The following is a 4,543-nucleotide window of genomic DNA, read 5'->3' on the forward strand; positions in this document are numbered from 1 at the left end:
GATTATACGCAGCCAGCGCTAAAGCGATGAGAAGAGAGAGACTTCCAAACGTTGCCATCAGAGCTCCATCTCTGATTCTCGCACTGAGGACTAATGCCTTAGGGGAATCGAACGAACCTATTCTCAATCATTTTAGGCTTCTGAAATGTGATTTGCCTCACACTACCGATTGAGTTGGTTACGCCCGGCCATGATGCGCGTGGTGCTCCAGCACACGGGCTATGGACCGGGTACTCTCAAAGGGGACCCTGACAAAGGGAGTGGGATGTCGCGTATTGCTGCTAATCTCAGTCGTATATCGGCGGGAAACAGCTGTTTCCCGCGATGAATCTGCTGTCCTGATACTGAAAAACGTGGGGTTCTTATCTTGCCGCGTGTTGCGGGGTTACTGATCTTTTTGGCCTTGGTGCACGGTGCGAGTGCTGGATCGACTCCCCTGACTGCCGACCAGGCAAAGATTCTCGAACAGGTGAGAGATTACGCCGTTGCGTACACGCAGGGTCTGCCAAATTTCATCTGTACCCAGGTTACAAGTCGCGAAGTCACGCTTCCGAGCGACGTCTATCGGGAACAGATGGGTGCCGGAGCCCAGTTCGGACCGAGCGATCAGATAACGGAGAAGGTCACCTTCTTCAACCAGAAGGAAGGGTACGAGGTTATTGCCATCGACGGCAAGAAAGTCGCGGGCGTGCGGCACGATCAACTTACGGGGGCAGTTTCCATTGGGGAGTTCGGCAGTACTCTGCTCCAGATATTCAATCCCAGGTCTCACACGGCGTTCACCTGGAAACGAATGACTTCGGTGCGCGGACACCCGGTATATGTTTTCGGCTTTCAGGTTCCCGAGGAGGGCGGGACCCTGGTGACGGACGAGACAACGAACCAGAAGGTCGTCGCCCCCTACGGAGGGCTGATATTTGCGGACGCGGAAACCAGGGAGGTTCTGCGCATCGCGAGTCACCTCGACCTTCCGAGCGGTTTCCCCATCGACCGAGCTGAACGCGTGGTGGAGTACAGGCCGGCCAATATCGCAGGGAAAGACTTTAACCTGCCATTTCACTCTGAAGTGAAGATGCAGCGCGGCTTGTACCTATATGTGAACAAGATCGATTTCAAGGATTACCGGAAGTTCACGGTTGAGGCGACAATCCGTCTGGGCGATTTTGCCGATCTGGAATCTCCGGAATCAAAGCCGGCGACAAGTGGGACAGCGGCGGCGGCCAGACCCAGAGAGAATCCTGACGAAATGTCTGCGGCGAGGGCCGAAGGCGCATCCTCGGAGCCGAAAGCGCAGATCGCTGCGGCGGTGCAACCAGCAACGCAACCAGCTCCCACGAGTGCCTCAGAAAGTATGCCTGCATCTGTGGCACCGGCGGCGACGACAGGATCGGAGCACAGCGGCACGTCTGCACCTGAACCGAAGGGATCCGAAGCTGCGCCGGAGCCATCCTCCGCCCCAGCGCCTGCCTCCGCGCTGGAGCCGTCCTCTGATTCGTCCTTCCATTTGCAGCTTCGCACAGACCTGGTCCTGGTACCAGTGGTCGTTCGAAATGCAAATGGAGAGTCAATCGGAAACCTCTCGAAGGAGAGCTTTGCGATTTTCGACAAAGGCAAGCGCGAGGATATCGCGAGTTTCACGGTAGAAACCCAAAACACCTATGCGACGGGGAGTGCTACTGCCACAAGCGCTCAGGGCGGAGCAAAGGAAGTACCGGCCGCTGGCACAGCCAGTACCACGTATACGGTTTACCTCTTTGATGATGCTCACCTCGAGCTTGGCGAACTCGCAAACGCGCGGGACGCAGTGCTTCGCCAGGTCAACGATCTCGCAGCTACAGATCGCGCAGCCATCATCACGACCTCCGGCCTGGTTCAGCTTTCGTTTACCAACGACCGCGAAAAGCTCAAAGATGCGTTGTTGAAGCTGCGTTCTCAGCCGATGGGCAACGAAACGGAGAAGTGTCCGACCATCACCTACTACATAGCAGACCAGATTCTGCGCGGGTTCAGAGATGCAATCGCGTCCGTAACCCAGGAGCTGATTCTGTGCCAGTCGTTGACTCCGCAGGAGGCAAAGGCGGCGCCCAGCATGGTAACGGATGCCGCGATGCGCGTGGCCGCGGCGGGAGAACGCAGGAGCCGCAGCGCGCTGCTTCAGCTTAATAATGTGATTCGATGGATTTCCAAAGCGCCCGGAAAGCGGCGGATCATTCTGATCTCATCCGGATTCATCGTCACCGATCGCGCGCGCACCGATGAATCTGATTTGATTGAGCAGGCGATACGCTCTGAAGTGCTGATCAATGTGCTCGATGCCAATGGAGTCTCGGCTCTGACTGGTATCAGCGACGCCGGAGACAGATCCTTCGGTCCCACGGTTGCACGGCTAAGGGGAAACCTCGCCAGTGCGGAAGCGATCGCCGTTTCAGGCGTGTTAGACGAGGTGGCTGAAGGCACGGGAGGTTCGCTGGTCCGAAACACTAACGATCTCTATGGCGGTTTGCGTCGCCTGCAGACGGAGCCCGAATTTACATACGTGCTCGGTTTCAGGCCGGCGCATATGAAACCGGACGGAAGCTTCCATCCTTTGACGGTGAAAGTAAGTACGAAAGAGAAGGTGGATCTGCATGCCCGTCGAGGCTACTTTGCCCCGAAGGAGTGAACATGCTCCTCACCCGAAGAGGAATTCCTTTTCGCGCAATTCCTTGATGCTGTCGCGCAGCTTTGCCGCTCTCTCAAATTCGAATTTCCGCGCTGCTTCGCGCATTTCTGTTTCGAGTTTCGCGATGAACGCATCCACCTCGGCCTGTGAAGTGAATTCGGGCAGACCCGCCGCCTCTTCCACTTCGATGTCGCCATACTCGGCCTTGAGAATCTGCGCCAGCCCCATGTCCATCTTGTTGATGATGGACTGCGGCGTGATGCCATGCTCTTCGTTGTATGCGCGCTGGATTGCGCGACGGCGATCGGTCTCGCCGATGGCCTGTTTCATCGAGTCGGTCATGCGGTCGGCGTAGAGAATTGCGCGGCCTTCAAGGTGGCGCGCCGCGCGGCCCATGGTCTGGATCAGTGACCCGGATGAGCGCAGAAAGCCTTCCTTGTCCGCGTCGAGAATCGCAACTAGCGAAACCTCCGGCAGGTCCAACCCTTCGCGCAACAGATTGATGCCTATCAGCACATCGAACTCGCCCTTGCGTAGCCCGGCCAGCAGTTTCACACGTTCCAGCGTTTCAATTTCCGAGTGCATGTAGCGGCAGCGCACGCCGACTTCAGTGTAGTAGCCGGCGAGGTCTTCAGACATGCGCTTGGTCAGGGTCGTCACCAGGACGCGCTCGCCGCGCTTGGCACGATCACGAATCTCTGCGAGCAGATCGTCGATCTGTCCCTTCACCGGACGAATCTCGACTTCCGGATCGACCAGGCCCGTCGGTCGAATCACCTGCTCGACTACCACTCCAGCGGAGCGGGTCAGCTCATATGGACCCGGTGTGGCGGAGACATAAATCGTCTGGTGGATGCGACTCTCAAACTCATCGAACTTGAGCGGGCGGTTGTCCATCGCCGAGGGTAGACGGAATCCGTAATCCACGAGATTCTGTTTGCGGCTGCGATCGCCATGCCACATCCCGTGCACCTGCGGAATAGTGGCGTGGCTTTCGTCCACAAAGAGCAGAAAATCTCGCGGGAAATAATCGAGCAGTGTCGGCGGAGCTTCCCCCGGTAGCCGTCCAGAGAAGTGACGCGAGTAGTTCTCGATGCCGTGGCAGTAGCCCATTGACTTGATCATCTCGAGATCGAATCGTGTGCGCTGGTGCACGCGCTGCGCCTCGACCATCCGGCCCTCAGCTTCGAGATAGGTGACCCACTCGTTCAGCTCCGTGACAATCGAATCGATCGCCTGGGCCTTGCGCTCGGGCTGTACGACGTAATGGCTCTTGGGATAAATCGGCAGGCGCGCGTACTTCTGCTTTATCGTGCCAAACAGCGGATCGATCTGCGCCAGCGATTCGATCTCATCGCCGAAAAGCTCGATGCGATATGCTGACTCGTCGTAGGTCGGATATACCTCGATGATGTCGCCGCGCACGCGAAAGGTTCCGCGCCGAAAATCCGCGTCATTGCGCTCGTAGAGAATTTCAACCAGCCGCCGCGTGATGTCCTTGCGACTAATGTGCTGGCCTTTTTCAAGCAGTAGCAACATGCCATAGTAGGCCTCGGGCGAACCGAGACCGTAGATGCAGCTTACCGAGCTCACGATGATCGCATCGCGGCGTTCGAAAAGGGAGCGCGTCGCCGACAACCGCAGCTTGTCCAGCTCCTCATTGATCGTCGCTTCCTTCTCTATATAAAGGTCGCCCGCCGGGATGTACGCTTCCGGCTGGTAGTAGTCGTAGTAGCTGACGAAGTATTCAACGGCGTTGCCGGGAAAGAACTGCTTGAACTCGTGATAAAGCTGCGCGGCCAGCGTCTTATTGTGCGCGAGGATAAGTGCCGGCCGGTTCGACTGCTCAATCACCTTGGCCATGGTGAAGGTCTTGCCCGA

The 4,543-nt window shown here is 57.3% G+C and carries 2 protein-coding genes; one reads left to right on the forward strand and one right to left on the reverse strand.

Features of this window, described 5'->3' with window-relative positions; translation table 11 throughout:
- Positions 1-367: 367 nt before the first annotated feature.
- A complete protein-coding gene (locus WA354_RS00280; RefSeq protein WP_472811003.1) occupies positions 368-2,662 on the forward strand; it encodes a VWA domain-containing protein in 2,295 nt (764 codons plus the stop codon).
- A gap of 9 nt (positions 2,663-2,671) precedes the next feature.
- On the opposite strand, the gene uvrB is transcribed toward WA354_RS00280, so the two are convergent.
- On the reverse strand, positions 2,672-4,543 hold a 1,872-nt coding region (gene uvrB, locus WA354_RS00285), incomplete at its 5' end, for an excinuclease ABC subunit UvrB (protein WP_472811004.1).

It is taken from the genome of Occallatibacter sp., from assembly GCF_049802275.1.
Taxonomy (GTDB): domain Bacteria; phylum Acidobacteriota; class Terriglobia; order Terriglobales; family Acidobacteriaceae; genus Telmatobacter.